Below are 18,170 nucleotides of genomic sequence, written 5' to 3' on the forward strand. Positions count from 1 at the left end.
GGTCATTCGCTGTCAACGACGGTCACGATGCCCGGAGGTGCGTCGATCGCTTCGAGAGTCCGAGAGGCGGCCGTATCGATGTGCACGCGTGGTGCGTTGGGACGCGACTGTTCGAAGTAGGTGCCAGGACCGTAGAGGAAGCCGTACCGGATGACGACACCGTCCACGGCGAGCACCGCTTCTTCGAGTGCTGCGACAGCGGCGGCTTCCGCGCCGGGTTGCATGGTCCATGCAACGCTCTGGGCCACGATCTTGATGTAGCCCAAGCCTTTTGATGCCTCGATCAGATTACGGGTGCCTTCGACGCGTATTCGCGCATTGACTTTCGAATCCTCGGGTAAGTCTTTCAGATCGTCGGGAAGATCTGTCAGCTCGTGAAGTATGAGGTCGGGCGCGAACGCCTGAACGGCGGCTGTGAGCGCCTGACGGTCGAATACATCACAGACGATCGGTTGCGCACCGGTGGCGGCCAACCGGCCGGCCTTCTCCGGCGAGCGCGTCATCGCACCGACGGTGTGACCGGCGTCCCGCAGCAACGGCACCAGTCGCTGGCCGATGACCCCGGAGGCGCCGGCGAAAAAGATGCGGCGTGAGGTCAACATCAGCGCCTTTCGAGCAGATACGGCACAAATCCGTGCGGATAGACCTCGCGGATCGTCGATGGCGCAATGGGCGCGGGCGCCGCCGACCGTGCTACCGCGACCGCCGCAGCGGTGAAGGCCATGGGACTGACAGTAGTCCGGTCGATTTGCATAGTGGTTCTCCTTTTGTGCGGCCTCACAGCGGTGCCAACGACGCCTTTGTGATGCTGAGTACAGTCTACAATACTCAGGAATGGATTGCCTTCCCGTCGCCTTGTTCTAGTCGAGCACCTGTGCGTGAAGGGTGAAGGAAATGACGACGGTAAGAGCGGCTGCAGTACAGATGAGCCCGGTGCTATACAGCCGTGATGGCACCACTCAGAAGGTTGTCGACAAGATCGCCGAACTCGGGCGCCAGGACGTACGATTCGCTGTCTTCCCCGAGACGATCGTGCCGTACTATCCCTACTTCTCCTTTGTCCAAAGACCTTTCGAGCTGGCCGCTGAGCAACTGAGGCTGATCGATCAGGCCGTGACCATACCGTCGCCCACAGTCGACGCCATCGCCGATGCGGCCAGGCAAGCGGGAATCGTGGTGTCCATCGGTGTGAATGAACGCGATGGCGGCACGCTCTACAACACGCAGCTCCTCTTCGATGCCGATGGCACCCTCATCCAGCGCCGTCGAAAGATACTGCCCACCTTCCACGAACGGATGGTGTGGGGGCAGGGGGATGCCTCCGGCCTTGCGGCCGTCGACAGTGCCGTTGGGCGGATCGGCCAGTTGGCGTGCTGGGAGCATTACTACCCGCTGGCACGCTATGCCGTCATCGCTGACGGTGAGCAGATTCACGCAGCGATGTGGCCGGGCTCGTTCGGCGGTCCGCTTTTCGCGGAGCAGACCGAGTTGAGCGTCCGCAATCACGCACTCGAATCAGGCAGTTTCGTTGTCAACTCCACCGGCTGGCTGGATGCCGATCAGCAAGCGCAGATCATGGCCGACACCGGGGCGCCGATCGGCCCGATATCGGGGGGCAGCTTCACCGCGATCGTGTCACCTCTTGGCGAGTTGCTAGCCACGCCTTTGCGTTCCGGCGAGGGCGTTGTGATCGCCGATCTCGACTTCTCCTTGATCGACCAGCGTAAGTCCAAGATGGACGCCATAGGCCACTACAGCAGGCCCGAACTGCTCAGTCTGTTGATCGACCGCACACCGGCTGCTCACGTCCACGAGCGAGTCGAGCCCCACCACGCCGACACGAAAACCGAGGCCGACGATATCCACGTCCACCAGATAGCAAGCGGTACGGCGCGAGTTGGCTAGGGGCAGTACGCTCGCTGGCCGGTAAATCGGGCTTCTCGGTTGCACGCGGGCAGTTCCACAAGGCCCTGACCAGGCGAGATACGGTGGGGCGGGCGGGGCTCGAACCCGCGACCAACGGATTCTCAAATGGCCAATCTTGACGCCGCCGTTCTGTACCCGACAACTCCTGCAGGGCAACGCCGTTCGGCGCTCGACGGGTACGGACGAGCGGTGCCCAATCCGGTCGATTCCGACTCATTCTGGGTGAATAAACGGCAACTGGAACGGGCTTAGCGCCGTGGATATGAAGTTATGGTGCGTGCGCCGGTGCGGGAAACGTAACGTGAGGACATGACTCCCGCGCGTGATCGCGGCCACCAGCATCGCGAGCGGCTGCGGCAACAAGGTATGCGGCCGGTGCAGATCTGGGTCCCAGACGTCACCGCGCACGAATTTCACCGGGAAGCGCACCGGCAGTCGGCCTCGGTCGCCGCCGGCGAACGTGAGGCCGAAGATCAAGCCTTTGTCAACGCGATTGCCGTCGATTGGGACGAGGCCTAGGCGGGCGGCGCGGCTTACTGCGGCGGTGAGCGCATGTTGCGCGCAAATATCGAGCCGCTAAGAGTGGCGGATGTTCTCCCAGACCCAAGTGTGCTGGGTCGGGGCAAGCCGGTCGACTACCTCTCACGGCAGATTGAGCGCAGCTGTTTCACGCGGAAGCCTGACCGTCTCCGACGGCGCGGTGACCACCACCGTCACCGTGCCGGAAGCTGGTGGGCTCGGTGGCTGCGGTCGTCATCTCGATACGGCATCGGGAGATGACGGGCCTGAACCGCATGGCATGGAGCGTGGCCACAAGGTGTCGATGGAGCCGTCTAGGCGGCCAGCTAGGTCAAAGTCGCCATCGGGTGACTCGGTGTACACCAGCTGCACGGTGGCGTCGTCCCCCAGAGGGGCTAAACCCGTCGAGTAAAAAGTGCCGTCATACTCACCGTGAGTGAGGGGCACGTCGGCCACGGTCCTCACGGCCTCGAAAGTAACTATCACATTGGCGATCTCGAACAGTTCTTCCTCGCCCGTCGCATGCGAAAGCCCTTTGACGTACACCTTCTGACCCTTAGATCTCGGGGCCGGCGCGTCGCCAGTCGCGATGTACTTCGCCTTGCCCCCGTACAGGGCGTCCGCTTCTCGGAAGCCCTCCTCCCACTGCTCGTGATTCCGCGTGTGCTGTTTCACGATGTGATTTACAAGTTCCTCGAGCAATGAGGATTCTGAGCCGTCCGCATATAGGACGGGAACGTTCCCCGGCAGCTCTTGCTGTTGAGTTGCGCCATCACGCGTGATGACTACCTCAGCCTTCTTCACAAGGGTGATCCAATGCCAGTATTCGGCGTGGTCCGCCCTGTTGACGACTTTCCCAACAAACTCGGGTGTGACCTCACCAGGCGTGATCGTCTTGATGCCGTACATCTTCGCCGTGTCTAACGCGTCCGCCGTGAACCCCGACGACGACACAAGAATCTTGACGTTGGCGCCGAGTCGATCGAACTTGGTCTTCGCCTGCTCGACCCATTGCACGTCCTGCTTTCGCTTCCAATCCCGTGCTTCGATTCCCACGACTGCGATATGACCCGCCACCGTCCCTACCGCAACAACGTCGACCTCGCGCTTCCGCCCCGTGTCGAGAGTCTCAAGCTCGACGGATTCATTCACCTCAGCGCCCTCTGCTTTGAGCATCGTGAGCAGCGCGATCAAGCGCTGGAACTCGTTAGACCGTTTTGGCACGGTCACCTCCTGAACGCGACACTTCAAATTGAGTTCCAGCGTACGGATGTCTACTGACACGACCACGAGGGCGTGCGTCGCAACACCGCCAAAATGCCGGTATTCGTGGGCGATTTACGGGCAATGCAAACATTGGAGCGTAGCCGGGGTTCACGCCCAATTGACTAGTTTGACTGTGGCGCGACTGCCTCGAAAGCGGGTCCGGAGATGCCGTTTCGCGCCAACGAACGGTCACGTCGGGGCTGGCCCAGAAACGGGCACCGGCCTGTGTGGTTTTTCGCGCGCTCGATGCGTGACACCCCCCGGGCGCAATGGCAACCGAGGTCAGCTTCGACCGCCGCCACGACAAGGCGTACAGCCGCTGTGCCTTAATTCTGTCTTCAAAGCAAGAAGCGCGTCAGCTTGGCGGGCACCCGCGACACATTGCTGGGGGGTCGCGCGGCCGCGCTTTGGCCGCCCGCCGTGCCGAAGCCGAAGTACGCAGAGATGCCCCTGGATGGTGGCTCTACGCGAGTGCCAGATTACTTCGCCGGAGAGATGCGGGTTTTGCTCCCTCTGGAAGCACAACCACCTTAGAAGATCCCCTGACCTGCTAAAATGGGTGAAGAAGCACGACCCGCTTGCCCGGCCCGGTAGGCTCGTCACAGCGCCTCGCACTAAGAACCAAGGGGACGAGCCTACCGGGCCGGGCAAGCGGGTCAACACGCCGGTTTGCTGCGGCGAGATGTGACCGCGACCTAGGGTGCCACAGGGGAATAGTTCAGCCGACCATCTGTTGACACAGTGGTACCTTGGTACCCAGGTACCGAGGTCCGATGACAGGGAGGTGTAATCGTGGCCGCTGTAGCCCCAATCAAAGTTGATGCTGAGACTGACGAGCTCGTCACGCAAGCTGCGCATTTCCTTGGGCGGCCCAAGAAGTACATTGTGGATGCAGCTGTCCGCGAGTACATCGACAATCACCGCGCCGAGATTCAGATCGGCGTGAAAGATGCACTATCCCGCCTCGACGGTTCGAAGAGCGCTGCCGTATCCGCTCTAACTGGGTTTTCGTCCGCAGATTTGGATGATTTGGGCGGCTTCTCCCGATAGAGTCGTCGGCCGTGCCCACGTCTGACGGCGAAATCGTTCGCCCCACCCGTAAGGCGTTAGCTGACCTCAACATCGGTGTGCCGCCGATTGAGACCCCATTACACGATGTGGACGATCCGCACGTACGCGAGATGCAAAAGCTGCCCCAGTACTTTGAGAGCGGCGGCGCTGAGCCAATTCGCAAAATAAGAGACCGGGTGGTCTTCAAGTACAAATCCAGTAATGTGCGAGCCGCCGTCACTAGGCTCGCCGCTGTCGACCTACCAACTGGTTTCATTGAGTTAGGACGGATTGGGCGTTGGTGGATCATAGCGGCCGGCTATCGGAAGAAGGACTCTCCAAACGAGGACTTCTACGCTCAGCTTCCAGCTACTAGCGACGGACTGCTTCCTACTGATTGGGACTACAAGCGGCTTTCAGCGGAACTCGCAAATAGGTGGGTTGATGTTGTTAGCTCCACAGTTCGGAGACTGATCAAGACAAGCTTAGAGACAGGCAAGCCGGCGGCCGCCACAGCGGTGAACCACTACATCGAAGCGCGGGTAAGTGATGGCGATGAGGTCTATTTGACTGTAGGTACCGGAGGAGTCTACGACCCGAAGGTAATCGCGGTAATTCTGGACTCGGTTCCTGGGGTTGCACATGAGGATTGGTTCATAGAGCCCTCTGTGGAGCTTGGCATCCAGCCCAGTACCGGAGAAGTTGTTTGGTCAACAATGCTACCTACGACTACTCGTGAGCAGCTGTTATCCGACATCGACTAAGTCGAAACGCTGGCACGCACAGCGCCGGTTCAGACGTCAAATAGTCGCGCGGCACCCGTTAGAATGAAATCAGTAACTGTCAGGAAGAGACCGGGGCATAGGTTGGTCTAATTCCTCTATCTGCCCATCCCCGCCTGCGGTATTCCACCGCGGGTTGACCGCTCGCAGGGCGGAAAGTCCCTCCTGCGCATACCGTTCCAGTAGATCAAGGAGTTCACGATAGCCGGTTGCCTCTTTTACCTCTTCAGGAACTATCAGATCTCCGCTAGCTGCAAGCGCTGGCGGGTTTACTTTGGGCAGGTCATAAGGCAGCGCCGGTAACGGTTGCTTTCCAGGCAGCATGCGTAGATACGGTGAATACGCCATGAGCAACACGCCAGCAAACAAGTAGGGTCTGCTGCACGAATAGGTGACATCTGAGTTGGCTTGCCCAGCGTGGGCGGGCTGGAAGGATGTCCCCATGGCAAGGCCTTACCCCCGCGAGTTCCGCGACGACGTTGTGCGGGTCGCTCACAACCGCGATGACGGTGTGACCATCGAGCAGATCGCCACCGATTTCGGGGTCCACCCGGTGACGTTGCACAAGTGGATGCGCCAGGCCGACATCGACGAGGGCGCCACCCCCGGCAAGAGCACCACCGAGTCCGCAGAGCTGCGGGAAGCGCGGCGTCGGATCAAACTGCTCGAGCAAGAGAATGAGGTGCTGCGCCGGGCCACGGCATATCTGTCGCAGGCCAACCTGCCGGGAAAAGGCTCTACCCGCTCGTAAGTGAGCTCGCCGCTGACGGGATCCCCGTCGCGGTGACGTGTCGGGTACTCAAGCTCGCCCGCCAACCGTATTACCGCTGGCTGGCCAATCCCATCACCGATGCCGAACGCATCGAGGCCCACCGCACCAACGCCCTGTTCGACGCGCACAAAGACGACCCCGAGTTCGGGTACCGCTATCTCGTCGAGGAGGCCCGCGATGCCGGCGAATCGATGGCCGAGCGCACCGCCTGGCGGATCTGCTCGCAGAATCGGCTGTGGAGCGTGTTCGGGAAAAAGCGGGGCAAGAACGGCAAAGTCGGGCCACCGGTGCACGATGACCTCGTTGAGCGTGACTTCACCGCTGATGCCCCAAATCAGTTGTGGCTCAGTGACATCACCGAGCACCGCACCGACGAAGGCAAGCTCTACCTATGCGCGATCAAGGACGTGTTCTCCAACCGCATCGTCGGGTACTCGATCGACTCTCGGATGAAGTCCCGGCTGGCCACCACAGCGCTCAGCAGTGCGGTGGCTCGCCGCGGTGACGTGGCCGGTTGCATTCTGCATTCGGATCGCGGATCTCAATTCAGGTCAAGGCGATTCGTACATGCACTGAACCATCACGAGATGGTCGGATCGATGGGCCGCGTCGGTGCGGCCGGCGACAATGCGGCCATGGAGAGCTTCTTCGCTCTGCTGCAGAAGAACGTGCTCGATCGCCGCCGCTGGCGCACTCGAGAAGAGTTGCGGATCGCGATCGTCATCTGGATCGAACGGACCTACCATCGCCGCCGGCGCCAAGCCCGTCTCGGGCGGTTGACCCCGATCGAATTCGAAGCGATTATGACCCCACGGGCCAGTCAGGCCGCGTGACCGAACCTGTCACCTGATCGTGCAGCAGACCCGTATTTATTCCAAACTTCGTCGTAGGCCGCGCGCTCATCATCACTTTTGAGCAAATCGTATCCACAGCGTCCGGAAGGACCCGGCTCGTAATACACGTTGAAATTCGCAATCGTGCTCTCGAGGGTCCAAATCCGCCTCGCGAACCACTTCTCAAAGTAGAGTTCTTGAAACTGTTCGTATGTAACAAGTTCGACATTCGTAGCTCGTGCTGCCGCTATCGCGCCGGTTTGAAAGCCCTTTTGCGAGACGATGTAACCCCGATTCGCGCCGGTCTCCTCTACTGCGACTCGGAAGGCTCGGACTTTCTCGGCTGGAATATTAGTTTTCCAGAATTTGCACTCACAGATGATGCTGTGCGGGATCCCCTCGACAATCTCCGTGTGAGGTGAGCCCGTCGTAGTGGTCCAGTCGTTGTGGGACTCTGATGCCCGAGTGTTCGGGCAGGAAGAATCGACGACGACATGGCAACGAACAAGCGCCGGCGGCACACGCCGGATCAGATCATCCGCAAGCTCGCCGAGGGCAACAAGCTCCTTGGAACCGGGCAGCAACTCAGCGAAGTGTGTCGCCACCTCGAGATCACCGAGTCGACCTGGCATCGCTGGGTCGCCCAGTACGGCGGGATGAAGGCCAGCGACGCCAAACGCCTCAAGGAACTTGAGGCCGAGAACGCCAGGCTCAAGAAGCTGGTCGCCAACCAGGCCCTTGACATCGACATGCTCAAGGAGATCTCGTCGGAAACTTCTGACCCCGAACCGCAAGCGCAGCGCCGCGGCGATGCTGCGCGAGCGGTTCGGGGTCTCCGAACGGCGGGCGTGCGCGGTGGTCGGCATCCACCGTTCCACCATGCGTCTACAACCACCACCGATCAGCGATGAGGAGGCCCAATTGCGGGCCTGGCTACGCGCGTTCTCCACCCAGCGGCCCCGCTGGGGATGGCGCCGTGCTGCGATCGCGGCACGGCGAGCTGGCTGGAAGGTCAACAACAAGCGCATCCGCCGCCTGTGGCGCGAGGAAGGCCTGCGGGTTCCGCAGCGCCGCAGGAAGAAACGCTTGACCGGCATCGGTGCGCAGGTCGGGGCGATGTGCCCGATCCGCCCGAATGCGATCTGGGCGATGGACTTTCAGTTCGACACCACCGCCGACGGACGAACGTTGAAGATGCTCAACGTAATCGATGAGTTCACCCGCGAAGCCCTGGCGATCGAAGTCGACCGGGCCATCAACGCCGACGGCGTGGTCGACGTCCTTGACCGTCTGGCCCTGATGCATGGGGCACCGGCCTACGTGCGGTTCGACAACGGACCCGAGTTCATCGCCCATGCTGTCAACGACTGGTGCCGCTTCAACGGCACCGGCTCGCTATTCATCGATCCCGGATCCCCCTGGCAGAACGCCTGGATCGAGTCATTCAACGGCCGACTGCGCGACGAGCTACTCAACTCCTGGCGCTTCGACTCCCTGCAAGAAGCCCAAATCATCATCGAAGATTGGAGAATCGACTACAACGCCAACCGGCCTCACTCCGCCCACAATGGGCTCACCCCAGCCGAGTTCGCCCTACAGTGGACCACGACCCACCAACCGCAAGCCGCATAGCGACTGGACCATCAAACGGGTCCCCCTCACGTGGCCACTACATCGGCGTCGTAATGACCGCGCAGCAATTGCAACCGTTTACGCTGCTGCACAGTCATTTCACACTCCCGCAAGATGCTCGCAACCAAATCTTCCAAGTCGGTCAAGTCCCGGGAAGTGGTGTAGTGCTGCGTGATCCGGTGGGTTAGGCGGTCAGTGCGGGCATGTCGTCGGCTCCTATTTCGGGGTTGTCGTTGGTGATGGTGGTCAGGCGGCATCGGGCGAGGACGTCGAGGCCGAGGTAGCGGCGGCCTTCGGCCCATTCGTCGTTCTGTTCGGCCAGCACGGCGCCGACGAGGCGGACGATGGCGTCGCGGTTGGGGAAGATCCCGACGGCGTCGGTCCGGCGGCGGATCTCTTTGTTGAGCCGTTCTGCGGGGTTGTTGGACCAGATCTGGGTCCAGACGTCCTTGGGAAATGCAGTGAAGGCCAGGATGTCTTCGCGTGCAGCACTGAGGTGTTCGGCCACGGCGGGGAGTTTGTCGGTGACATAGTCGATGAGCCGGTCGAACTGCGCGGCCACCGCGGGCGCGTCAGGTTGGTCATAAACGCTGTGCAGCATCGCTTTGACTGCCGGCCACATGCTCTTGGGGCAGATGCTCATCAGGTTGGCCGCGTAGTGGGTGCGGCAGCGCTGCCAGGCCGCTCCGGGCAGGTTGGCTGCGATCGCTTCGCGTAGGCCGGCGTGGGCGTCGCTGGTGACCAGGCGAACACCGGCCAACCCGCGGGCGACCAGGTCGGCGAAGAACTCGTTCCAGGCCGGGCCGGTCTCGCTGGTGACCACCCGCATGCCCAGGACTTCGCGGTGTCCGTCGCCGTTGACGCCGGTGGCCAGCAGCACGACCCCGTTGACCACCCGCCCGCCTTCGCGCACCTTCATCGTCAACGCATCCGCGGCGACGAAGGTGAACGGGCCAGCAGAATCGAGTGGGCGGTGGCGGAACTGCTCGACGTGCTCGTCGAGGTCGGTGGCCATGCGGCTGACCTGCGATTTGCTCAGCGAGTCGATGCCCAGGGTTTTGACCAGCTTGTCCATCCGCCGCGTGCTCACCCCGGCCAGGTAGCAGTCGGCGACCACGGTGATCAGCGCGGATTCGGCCCGCTTACGGCGTTCGAGCAGCCACTCGGGAAAGTAGGTTCCCTTGCGCAACTTCGGGACTGCAACATCGATGCTGCCCACCCGGGTATCGAGGCCGCGGTGGCGATACCCGTTGCGCTGGGCACGGCGCCCCGGTGTGGGCTGGCCCCATTCAGCGCCCACCACGGCATCAGCATCCGCCGACAGCAGGGCGTTGATGACCGTCTGCAGCAGCGAGCGCATCAGATCTGGCGAGGCTTCGGAGAGGGCCTCGCCAAGAAGGCCTGCAGGGTCGACAATATGGGGTGCGGTCATCGTGATGCTCCTCGAGGATTCTGTGGAAGGTTGACTCGAAGGATCACGCGGTGGCCGCTTTACGTCCATCACCGACACGATGACGAACCCAGCAACCGCGCTACACCACTATGCGGGACTCAACTTCCAAGTCTTCCCAATCATTCGGGACTGTGCTTGAGATGAGGGTCATACAAGCACGCTAGCAACGGGACGGGATCTCCACTTCTATAGAGAACAAACCGGCTACTAGTAGCCAGATAGGCGACTGGTGACCGGTCCAAAGCGGTATCACGGGGGCCACGCGCTAGAAGGGCGGCAAGAGGGGCAAGCGTGGCCTTCAGCCGCATCTGAGGGCATCTCTGCCGGTGCACTACGCCGTCTCGCGAGACGAGGTAGTAGTCATCGCGGGGGCGGTGTGGCACGGGTTTGCTGACGCGGTTTTGTACTGTCCATTGTGCCACTTGATTGCGTAAGACTTGCGTAAATTTGAACCGTTTTGGCCGGTCGGTTCTTGCGCTAGCTAACGTCGAATTCCTATCTACCTGCATCAACACTTAGTGGGGCGGGCGGGGCTCGAACCCGCGACCAACGGATTATGAGTCCGCGGCTCTAACCAACTGAGCTACCGCCCCCGGCGCGTAATACGACCATGAGACTAGCGCGGCACCACCGGCCCGCAGCGATCCGGTGGCACGACCCGAACGCCGTCAGTCCTCGATCGGCCGCAGCCGAAAGACCCTGATCTCCCGCGGCGCACAGCTCTGCCGGTAGGCGTCATAGCCGGGATAGAAGTCGACTGCCGTAGCCCAAGCCGCAGCCCGCTCGTCACCAGTAAGCAGCTCCGCTCGGTATCGCCGTGGCGGACCCCGGAATTCGATCGTGCACTCCGGATTCTTGAGCAGGTTGGCGCTCCACGCCGGATGTTGCGGCCGGCCGTAGTTGGACCCGATCGCCAGCAGCCCGTTGCCGTCGTCGATCAAGGTCAGCGGGTGCGTCCTGGGCTGTCCGGACTTGGCGCCGGTCGACGTCACGAGACCGACTTTGTCGACCCCCATGAAACTCAACCTGCCGTGGGTCCGTGGGATCACGAACTTATCGACCCGCGGCGCCAGGTGGACCGCAACCTGATAGCCGAGTTTTGACATCGCGACGCGCTCGACCACAGCCTCGTCGAACCTCAACCGTCGACCGCGAATCCGACTCTCCCGCCGAAAAGACACAGCTAGACCGTACCCACCGAGGCGCGCTTCTATAGCCACGAATCAGGATCGGTAGCGAATGAAGCGACCTAAGCCACTGACCCCCCGGACGTGTCGTAGTTGCAAAGACGCCGCGGCCGGGCGAATTATCAGACACATGACAGCGGGGTTGATGGGCGAGCGTGCCACTTAAACGAATTGACGAATTGAAGCCCGGAGACAGGATCCGCATGAAGATCGGGCACGCCACCGTCGTAGCGACAGAACCCCTTGACGACGACCGCACTCTGCTGACTTTCCTCTACGGGACGAAAGGGGCCGCCGACAACGACGTCACCGTCGATGTCCTCGACGACGACGAGTGGGGTTGGGACGAGGAACAGAGCTGACCCCGGCGGCACCACCAGAGCCGCTCACATCCGAAACGGCCCTAGTACAGGTAGACGACGGCGTCATTGCCGCCGTTGCACACCACCAAGGACCCGTTGACAATGCAGGTCATCGAGTACTGCTGGCCGGTCACTGGGCTCTCCGCGTAGACCTGCCGTGGGGTCGAACTCGGCGGTCCGCCGGCGGCGTAGGCCTGGCGTACCCGTTCGGCGAAAGCGCACGTCGTGGCGGTGGACCCGACGGCGGAATGAGCCAATCCGGTGACCGACTCGTCGCTGGTCGGGCAGGTGTTGGCGTCCGGCGGCAGGGTCACCGGCGTGGTCGCCGAGGTCAGAGCACCCGACGATTGCGGGGTCCAGTCCACGCAGTTTTTGGTCTTGAACGCCGCGTCTGATGGCAGGATCCGCACCACCTGCGGCTCGGTACCTTCACCGTGCTCAATCACATCCCTGGACGTCCCGCTGAGCCCCCTCAGCCGCTCCCACGAGCAGGAATCGCCGCCCGGCGACCGATAGGTCCCGGGCTGCAATTCCTCCCCCATGCGAAACGTGCCGTCGCCCGGCAAGGTGCGGGCCGCCCCCGGCGTGGCGGACACGGAGGTTGAGGTCGGCGATGTCTCCGACGTCGTCGTGGGTGGAAGCGGCGGCACCGTCGTCCCCGGATAGATCGGCGGTAATTGGGTGCCAGTGGTCGGGTGATACGTCGGGCTGGGCGCCGCCGATCTAGTGCCACCGCCCGAGCAGGCAACGACCGAACAAACAACCAACCCACCCACCGCGACGGCGAAAAGCGCTCTACCTGCCATGACTTCTCGTCAGCCAAACACCGGCTGACCGTCAGCACCGGTGGTGTATCGCTGGGTACCGGAATCGACCCGTGGGGCGTCGGCGCCTAGCGAAACCGCAATCTTGTTACTCGCGTTACGCATGATGTCCAAGGTCAGCTCAACCGCCTCCACCGCGGTGAACCGGGAGCGCACCTCTTCGACATCGTCGGCGACGAGGTGCGCAGGCGTCCAAATTAACCCATCGGCATATTGCAGCGCCGCTTTTGCGCGAGGATCGAGGCGCCTGGACTTCTCGTAATGGTGGATGTCGTCGTACAGCGTCTCCGATCCGCCGGCGTCCAGCGCGTCGCCGTCACGCAACGATTTGCACAGTCGGCAGTTGTGCTGCCAGGCCCCCCGCAGCCGGACCAGCTCGGTGAGGACCGGGTCGAGAGCACGCATCTTGGCCACCGCCGGCATGAAGCGCTGGAACACCGCGTCGGACACGTCGGTGTGGTGATCCCAAGCGATCGGGCCGCTTACCCAAGCCAAATATTCGCCACCCACCCCCAGCGCTTGCAGCCCGGCGCGTACCCGCGGCACGAAGTCGGCGATGTATATCGACACCACCACACCAAAGACATCGCGCCCCAACGCCTTCAGCAACCGCGACCGCTGCGCGTCGGTAATCACCGAGACAGCAGCGCTGAACTGTTCGGCGAATTCGGCGACGGCAACCTCGGCCTCCGTCTCCGGTTCGTTCACCGCAACCTCGCTGGGCAACGGCGGCAACGACAACGTCTGCGCACATACGCGCCGAGCCAACCCCGTCATGCGACCGTCGCCGGGAGACAGCGCCACCAACCGCGCGAGGTCGTCGCGAACCGAAACCGGAGCAACCATCCCTACAAGCTAGAACGCCGCTGCTTCAGCAGCAATCGGCTACTGTGCCGGGCTCACCGAGGACATGTGGAAGTCGGGGATCCGCAGCGTCGGCATTGCCGCCCGGGTGGCCCAGTCCCCCCATTCCCGCGGCAATGTCGTCTCGCTGAGACCGGCCTCGGTGGCCCGCCGCAGCAAATCCAGCGGGCTTTCGTTGAAGCGGAAGTTGTTGACCGCCGCTGTCACCTCGCCGTCTTCGATGAGGAAGACGCCGTCTCTGGTCAGGCCGGTGAGCAGCAATGTCGTGGGGTCCACCTCGCGGATGTACCAGAGCGTGGTCAGCAGCAGGCCGCGCTCGGTAGCCGCGATCATGTCGGCGAGTTCAAGCGACCCACCCGTCATCACCAGGTTGTCGGCTGCGATCGCAACGGGCGCGCCGTACTTGGCCGCCGTGGCCCGCGGATAGGCGAGGGCGTTGATCACCCCGTCGCGGATCCAGTCCACCTGGCCGATCTCCATACCGTTGTCGAACACCGACACCGTCTCGCTGGAGTTGCTCACCGCGACGAACGGCGTACACGCCAGGCCTGGTGCCTGCGGATCGGAAAACATGGTGAGCGGCAGGTCGGTGAGCCGCTCCCCCACCCTGGTCCCGCCACCCGGTGCCGACAGCGCGGTGCGGCCCTCCTGCGCCCCACGCCCGGCCATCGACCACGCGAGATAGATCATCATGTCGGCCACCGTCGAAGGCGGCATCAGCGTTTCGTAGCGCCCCGCCGGCAGTTCAACCGTGCGGTCCGCCCAACCAAGTTTGAGCGTCAGTTCCTCGAGGAGCGCATCGGTTGGTACGTCGACGAAATTGGGCGTGCCGATACCCGCCCAGACGCTGGCGTGTCCGCGTTTGGCGTTGATCTCGACCGCGCCGGTCGGTTGGGTGTAGCGCCGGCGCAATCCGGTCGATGAGGCCAGGAACGTCGTGGCGACGCTGTGGTGGGCAAAGCCGTACAACAGGTCATCGCCCCGGAACGCCCGGTTCAGTCTGCCGACGAGCGCGCCGAACACTTCGGGCCCGGTGCCCGGGATCGGCGCATCCCAATCGATCGGGTTGCCGGCATCCCCCAGCAACGGGGCGGCATCGCCGGCCTCGAGCGCGCAGTGTGCCGCTTCCTGCGAGGCGGCCACCAGCCCGGGAATCGACGTCGGATCGGCCTCGGCTGACACCACGCTACCCACTCGGGCGCCGTCGCCTTGGCGCACAACCGAAATCACGGACAGGCTGCGACTCACCGCGATCCCGTTGGTGGTCATGGAGTTGCCCGCCCAGCGCAGCGTCGCCTCCATCTTGTCGGTGACGAGCACCATGGTTTCGTCGGCCCGGCCCGCCTTGGCCGCTTCGGCCAACACGATCTCGACCAGGTGCTGTGGAGTGATCATCGGCCGCCCTCGATGCGGGTGTTGAGCACGTTGACACCACGGAACAACGCCGACGGGCAGCCGTGGCTGACGGCAGCCACCTGCCCCGGCTGCGCCTTGCCGCAGTTGAAGGCACCGCCCAGCCGCCAGGTCTGCGAGCCCCCCACCGCTTCCATGGAGTTCCAGAAATCTGTGGTGGTGGCCTGGTAGGCGACATCGCGCAACTGTCCGAACAGCTCCCCGTCACGAATCCGGTAGAACCGTTGACCGGTGAACTGGAAGTTGTACCGCTGCATGTCGATTGACCACGATTTATCGCCGACGATGTAGATCCCGTCATCGATGCGGGCGATCAAGTCCGCCGTGCTGATGTCTTCGTCGCTGGGCAGCAGCGAAACATTGGCCATCCGCTGAATGGGCACGTGGTGCGGCGAATCGGCATAAGAGCAACCGTTGGAGCGCTCCTGACCCAGCCGCGGCGCGAACACCCGGTCGAGTTGATATCCCACGAAAATGCCGTCCCGCACCAGATCCCAGCTTTGGGCGGCCACCCCTTCGTCGTCGTAACCGACCGTGGCCAAACCGAATTCGGCGGTCCGGTCGGCGGTCACGTTCATCACCGGCGAGCCGTAACGCATGCTGCCCAACTTGTCCGGAGTGGCGAACGACGTTCCGGCATAGGCGGCCTCGTAACCGATAGCGCGGTCGTATTCGGTTGCGTGGCCAATGGATTCGTGGATGGTCAGCCACAGGTTCGTCGGGTCGATGACCAGGTCCGTCGGACCCGGCATCACGCTGGGCGCCTTGACCTTCTCGGCCAGCAACGACGGCAGTTCGGCGAGTTCCTCACTCCAGTTCCACACCTCGTCGCCGGCCACCGCTTCCCAGCCGCGGGCCGTCGGCGGCGCCAGCGTGCGCAACGATTCGAAACTGCCCGCTGCGGCGTCTATGGTCATCGCCTCGAGCACCGGCAGCACCCGCACCCGCTGCTGGGTGATCGACGACCCGAACGTATCGGCGTAGAACGTCTGCTCCTTGACGGCGGTCAAGCGAGCCGACGCATGATCGACGCCGTCGGAGGCCAGTAACCGCCCCGAGTATTCCGCCAACACTTCGATCTTGTCGGCCCTAGGGACATCGAACGGATCGATCTCATAGCTCGACACCCAGGTGGCATCGGTGTACACCGGCTCGGCGGCCAGTTTCACCCGCTCCTTGTTCAGCGGCGCCAGCGTGGTCGCCACGTGTACCGCCCTACGCGCGGTCGCCGCCGCGACGAACGGCGACAGCTCCGCGTGGGAGGCAAACCCCCACGTCCCGGCGACGATCACCCGCACGGCCAGGCCGCACTCGCGGTTGACGACCGCGGTCTCCAACTCACCATCGCGCAGCTGGATGATCTCGGTGCTGATCCGATGGATTCGCACATCGGCGTGGCTGGCCCCCGCCGCGGTCGCCGCCGACAACGCTGCCTCGGCTATTTCAGCGCGCGGCAGGTTCAGGAAGTCCGGATCGATTCCCCGATTTGGCGTCACGGCTAACACCGTAACGACCTACCCGGGTTGGGCGCTTTAATACCTCCATGACCGGCGCGGCGACGAAGAAGCGGTCTCGAACCACGGCCCTGGCGTACGCCTTGCTGGCCCCGAGCCTGTTCGGGGTGGTCGCATTCTTGTTGCTGCCGATCCTGGTCGTGGTTTGGCTGAGCCTGTACCGCTGGGACCTGCTGGGCCCCCTGCGCTATGTCGGCCTGGACAACTGGAAGGCGGTGCTGACCGACGGCACCTTCGCCGACTCGCTGTTCGTGACCTCCATCTTCGTGGCGATCGTGGTACCGGCCCAGACTGCGCTCGGACTGCTCGCAGCGATGCTGCTGACACGCGAGCTGCCCGGCACCAATTTCTTCCGCACGCTCTACGTACTGCCCTGGATCTGTGCGCCCCTGGCGATCGCGGTGATCTGGCGTTGGATCCTGGCCCCAACCGACGGGGCAGTAAGCGCGGTACTGGGACGTCGCATCGACTGGCTGACCGATCCCGACCTCGCCTTGCCGCTGACCGCATCCGTCGTCGTCTGGACCAACATCGGGTATACGGCGCTGTCGTTCCTGGCCGGGTTGTTGGCCATTCCCGACGACATTTACGCGGCGGCTCGCACCGACGGAGCCAACGCGTGGCAGCGGTTCTGGCGCATTACCCTGCCGATGCTGCGGCCCACAACGTTCTTCGTTGTGGTCACCGGAATCGTCAGCGCCGCACAGATTTTCGATATCGTGTACGCGCTGACCGGCGGCGGCCCCGGAGGCAGCACGGATCTGGTGGCCCACCGCATCTACGCCGAGGCGTTTGGTGCCGCGGCCATCGGGCGGGCGTCGGTGATGGCGGTCGTGTTGTTCGTCATTCTGGTCGGCGTCACCTTCATCCAGCATCTGTATTTCCGCAGACGGATCACCTATGACCTCACATAGCCTTCGCTCGGGCCTGTCGACGTCGGCCATCTACGCCGTCCTGGTGTTCGGCGCGGCGATCACGTTGGCGCCGTTCCTGCTCGGGCTGCTCACGTCGTTCACATCGGCGCGTCAGTTCGCAACGGGCACACCACTGGAATGGCCGCGCCCCCCGACGCTGGACAACTACACCGACCTGGCCGGTGCCGGCTTCGGCCGGGCCGCGGCGGTGACGGCGTTGATGACCGCGGTGATTCTGTTGGGCCAGATGACGTTTTCGGTGCTGGCCGCCTACGCGTTCGCCCGGTTGGAGTTTCCCGGACGTGACGTGCTGTTCTGGGTTTACATCGCGACCTTGATGGTCCCGGCCACCGTGACGGTCGTGCCGCTGTATCTGATGATGGCCCAGTTGGGTTTGCGCAATACCTTCTGGGCGTTGGTACTGCCATTCCTGTTCGGCTCGCCGTACGCGATCTTCTTGCTGCGCGAGCACTTTCGCCTCATCCCGAACGACTTGGTCAACGCCGCGCGCCTCGATGGCGCCAACACCCTGGACGTGCTGGTGCACGTGATCCTGCCGTCGAGCCGTCCGGTTCTGGCGACGCTGACGCTCATCACGGTGGTCTCGCAGTGGAACAACTTCATGTGGCCGTTGGTGATCACCAGTGGACGCAAGTGGCGGGTGCTGACCGTGGCCACGGCTGACCTGCAGTCGCAATTCAATTCCCAGTGGACCCTGGTGATGGCGGCGACGACAATCGCGATCGTGCCGCTGATCGTTCTGTTCGTCGCCGCACAGCGCCACATCGTCTCGTCGATCGTCGTCTCGGGACTGAAGTGAGCATGCCGGGCACCGAGATTGCCGCCATGGCTGCTGTTC

The 18,170-nt window shown here is 63.0% G+C and carries 19 protein-coding genes and 1 tRNA gene; 9 read left to right on the forward strand and 11 right to left on the reverse strand.

The window, feature by feature from the left end; genetic code table 11:
* Nucleotides 1-2: 2 nt before the first annotated feature.
* Nucleotides 3-599 carry an NAD-dependent epimerase/dehydratase family protein gene (locus tag G6N68_RS17875; RefSeq protein WP_240355522.1) on the reverse strand — a complete coding sequence of 199 codons (597 nt, stop codon included), beginning with the start codon at nucleotides 597-599 and terminating at the stop codon, nucleotides 3-5.
* Between the two features lie 2 nt (nucleotides 600-601).
* A complete protein-coding gene (locus G6N68_RS31535; protein WP_263992043.1) occupies nucleotides 602-724 on the reverse strand; it encodes a hypothetical protein in 123 nt (40 codons plus the stop codon).
* Between the two features lie 170 nt (nucleotides 725-894).
* On the opposite strand from G6N68_RS31535, the gene G6N68_RS17880 reads away from it, so the two are divergent.
* Both G6N68_RS17880 and G6N68_RS17885 read left to right on the forward strand, forming a co-directional pair.
* A complete protein-coding gene (locus G6N68_RS17880; RefSeq protein ID WP_163714997.1) occupies nucleotides 895-1,905 on the forward strand; it encodes a nitrilase-related carbon-nitrogen hydrolase in 1,011 nt (336 codons plus the stop codon).
* A 330-nt stretch (nucleotides 1,906-2,235) separates the two neighbouring features.
* Nucleotides 2,236-2,445 (forward strand): antitoxin MazE family protein, encoded by a 210-nt coding sequence (locus tag G6N68_RS17885; RefSeq protein ID WP_163714998.1) that lies wholly within the window; start codon nucleotides 2,236-2,238, stop codon nucleotides 2,443-2,445.
* Between the two features lie 234 nt (nucleotides 2,446-2,679).
* Here G6N68_RS17885 and G6N68_RS17890 read toward each other — a convergent pair whose 3' ends face one another.
* Nucleotides 2,680-3,729 carry a restriction endonuclease gene (locus tag G6N68_RS17890; RefSeq protein ID WP_163715001.1) on the reverse strand — a complete coding sequence of 350 codons (1,050 nt, stop codon included), beginning with the start codon at nucleotides 3,727-3,729 and terminating at the stop codon, nucleotides 2,680-2,682.
* Between the two features lie 774 nt (nucleotides 3,730-4,503).
* Between G6N68_RS17890 and G6N68_RS17895 the strand changes: the two genes are divergently transcribed.
* The 3 genes from G6N68_RS17895 to G6N68_RS17905 all read left to right on the forward strand — a co-directional run bounded on the left by G6N68_RS17895 (nucleotide 4,504) and on the right by G6N68_RS17905 (nucleotide 7,148).
* On the forward strand, nucleotides 4,504-4,761 hold the full coding sequence (locus G6N68_RS17895; protein ID WP_163715004.1) for a YlcI/YnfO family protein: 258 nt from the start codon (nucleotides 4,504-4,506) through the stop codon (nucleotides 4,759-4,761).
* An 11-nt stretch (nucleotides 4,762-4,772) separates the two neighbouring features.
* Nucleotides 4,773-5,525 (forward strand): hypothetical protein, encoded by a 753-nt coding sequence (locus G6N68_RS17900; protein ID WP_163715007.1) that lies wholly within the window; start codon nucleotides 4,773-4,775, stop codon nucleotides 5,523-5,525.
* Nucleotides 5,526-5,985: 460 nt separating this feature from the next.
* Nucleotides 5,986-7,148 (forward strand): IS3 family transposase gene (locus tag G6N68_RS17905; RefSeq protein WP_163715010.1). Its coding sequence is split into 2 segments (ribosomal slippage): nucleotides 5,986-6,270 and nucleotides 6,273-7,148, totalling 1,161 coding nucleotides; the frame shifts between segments, so codons are not numbered across the junction.
* Here G6N68_RS17905 and G6N68_RS32130 read toward each other — a convergent pair.
* Nucleotides 7,136-7,753 carry a restriction endonuclease gene (locus G6N68_RS32130; RefSeq protein ID WP_371871614.1) on the reverse strand — a complete coding sequence of 206 codons (618 nt, stop codon included), beginning with the start codon at nucleotides 7,751-7,753 and terminating at the stop codon, nucleotides 7,136-7,138. The two genes, G6N68_RS17905 and G6N68_RS32130, sit on opposite strands and share 13 nt — an antisense overlap.
* On the opposite strand from G6N68_RS32130, the gene G6N68_RS17915 reads away from it, so the two are divergent.
* Nucleotides 7,643-8,780 (forward strand): IS3 family transposase gene (locus tag G6N68_RS17915; protein ID WP_163715016.1). Its coding sequence is split into 2 segments (ribosomal slippage): nucleotides 7,643-7,920 and nucleotides 7,919-8,780, totalling 1,140 coding nucleotides; the frame shifts between segments, so codons are not numbered across the junction. The two genes, G6N68_RS32130 and G6N68_RS17915, sit on opposite strands and share 111 nt — an antisense overlap.
* A gap of 184 nt (nucleotides 8,781-8,964) precedes the next feature.
* Here G6N68_RS17915 and G6N68_RS17920 read toward each other — a convergent pair.
* From G6N68_RS17920 to G6N68_RS17930, 3 genes are all read right to left on the reverse strand, one after another.
* On the reverse strand, nucleotides 8,965-10,212 hold the full coding sequence (locus tag G6N68_RS17920; protein ID WP_163715019.1) for an IS256 family transposase: 1,248 nt from the start codon (nucleotides 10,210-10,212) through the stop codon (nucleotides 8,965-8,967).
* Nucleotides 10,213-10,752: 540 nt separating this feature from the next.
* Nucleotides 10,753-10,826 (reverse strand) — tRNA-Ile (locus G6N68_RS17925).
* A gap of 75 nt (nucleotides 10,827-10,901) precedes the next feature.
* Nucleotides 10,902-11,414, reverse strand: a complete 513-nt coding sequence (locus tag G6N68_RS17930) for a nitroreductase family deazaflavin-dependent oxidoreductase (protein WP_240355523.1) — start codon at nucleotides 11,412-11,414, stop codon at nucleotides 10,902-10,904.
* A 209-nt stretch (nucleotides 11,415-11,623) separates the two neighbouring features.
* Between G6N68_RS17930 and G6N68_RS30185 the strand changes: the two genes are divergently transcribed.
* Nucleotides 11,624-11,782, forward strand: coding sequence for a hypothetical protein (locus tag G6N68_RS30185; protein WP_205351370.1), 159 nt, complete (start codon nucleotides 11,624-11,626; stop codon nucleotides 11,780-11,782).
* Between the two features lie 41 nt (nucleotides 11,783-11,823).
* Here G6N68_RS30185 and G6N68_RS17935 read toward each other — a convergent pair whose 3' ends face one another.
* From G6N68_RS17935 to G6N68_RS17950, 4 genes are read right to left on the reverse strand one after another with little or no spacing between them, the layout of a single operon-like run.
* Complete coding sequence (locus G6N68_RS17935; protein WP_240355524.1) at nucleotides 11,824-12,588, reverse strand: Rv1352/Rv1906c domain-containing protein; 765 nt, start codon at nucleotides 12,586-12,588, stop codon at nucleotides 11,824-11,826.
* 9 nt (nucleotides 12,589-12,597) lie between these two features.
* On the reverse strand, nucleotides 12,598-13,452 hold the full coding sequence (locus G6N68_RS17940; protein WP_163715022.1) for a carboxymuconolactone decarboxylase family protein: 855 nt from the start codon (nucleotides 13,450-13,452) through the stop codon (nucleotides 12,598-12,600).
* Nucleotides 13,453-13,491: 39 nt separating this feature from the next.
* Nucleotides 13,492-14,865, reverse strand: coding sequence for a metallopeptidase TldD-related protein (locus G6N68_RS17945; protein ID WP_163715025.1), 1,374 nt, complete (start codon nucleotides 14,863-14,865; stop codon nucleotides 13,492-13,494).
* Nucleotides 14,862-16,379 (reverse strand): TldD/PmbA family protein, encoded by a 1,518-nt coding sequence (locus G6N68_RS17950; protein ID WP_163715028.1) that lies wholly within the window; start codon nucleotides 16,377-16,379, stop codon nucleotides 14,862-14,864. The genes G6N68_RS17945 and G6N68_RS17950 overlap by 4 nt, the downstream gene beginning before the upstream one ends.
* A gap of 47 nt (nucleotides 16,380-16,426) precedes the next feature.
* On the opposite strand from G6N68_RS17950, the gene G6N68_RS17955 reads away from it, so the two are divergent.
* Nucleotides 16,427-17,311, forward strand: coding sequence for a carbohydrate ABC transporter permease (locus G6N68_RS17955; RefSeq protein ID WP_163715031.1), 885 nt, complete (start codon nucleotides 16,427-16,429; stop codon nucleotides 17,309-17,311).
* A complete protein-coding gene (locus G6N68_RS17960; RefSeq protein WP_163715034.1) occupies nucleotides 17,298-18,131 on the forward strand; it encodes a carbohydrate ABC transporter permease in 834 nt (277 codons plus the stop codon). The genes G6N68_RS17955 and G6N68_RS17960 overlap by 14 nt, the downstream gene beginning before the upstream one ends.
* The last annotated feature ends 39 nt before the right edge of the window (nucleotides 18,132-18,170 follow it).

The organism is Mycobacterium bourgelatii (assembly GCF_010723575.1).
GTDB classification, from domain to species: Bacteria; Actinomycetota; Actinomycetes; order Mycobacteriales; family Mycobacteriaceae; genus Mycobacterium; species Mycobacterium bourgelatii.